The sequence below is a fragment of the Type-D symbiont of Plautia stali genome, assembly GCF_001485335.1.
Classification (GTDB): Bacteria; Pseudomonadota; Gammaproteobacteria; order Enterobacterales; family Enterobacteriaceae; genus Pantoea; species Pantoea vagans_C.
This window is the reverse complement of the sequence record NZ_BBOC01000206.1, coordinates 1-602: the sequence shown is the minus strand read 5'-3', so window position 1 is coordinate 602 and position 602 is coordinate 1. Positions and strand designations below refer to the sequence as shown.

Sequence of the window (602 nt, the reverse complement as noted above, 5' to 3'; positions counted from 1 at the left end):
CGATAACGGTTTCCTCAGGCCTTCGTCGCCAGACGGCCATCAGGAGAGCATCCAGCGCCAGTTCGCGCGACAGTGAGGGTTTCATTGACCAGCCCACCACATTGCGGGCAAACAGGTCTATCACCACGGCCAGATACAGCCAGCCCTGCCAGGTCCGTATGTAGGTAATATCCGTTACCCAGACCTGGTTCGGTTTAACGACTGTGAACTCCCGCTGTACCCGGTTAGGGGCAATGACTGACGGACGTCCCCGTGCTCCTCGCGGGATTTTATAGCCATGTACGGCCTTGATTCTGTTCTGCCGCATAATTTTCGCTACCCTGTTTTTACTGCATACCTCTCCGATTTCTCGCAGGTCACTGTGGACCCGCCGGTACCCATAGACGCCGCCACTCAGGGTATAAGAGTCGCGGATAAGCGTCAGCAGCCGCTGATTATCCTGCTCTCCAGCTGATACCGGGCAGTGGAGCCAGACGTAAAAACCGGAACGGGCAACCTTCAGAACCCGACACATCAGTGCGACCGACCAGACCTGACGGTGATCGTTAATGAAGCGGTACTTTAGTCGGGCTCCCTTGCAAAGTACCGCGCTGTAGATTCAA

1 pseudogene is annotated in these 602 nt (G+C 56.0%); it reads right to left on the bottom strand.

Annotated elements, in window-relative coordinates:
- Positions 1-592 (bottom strand): annotated as a pseudogene (locus PSSD_RS26010) (IS3 family transposase); the annotation flags it as partial.
- Positions 593-602: the final 10 nt, after the last annotated feature.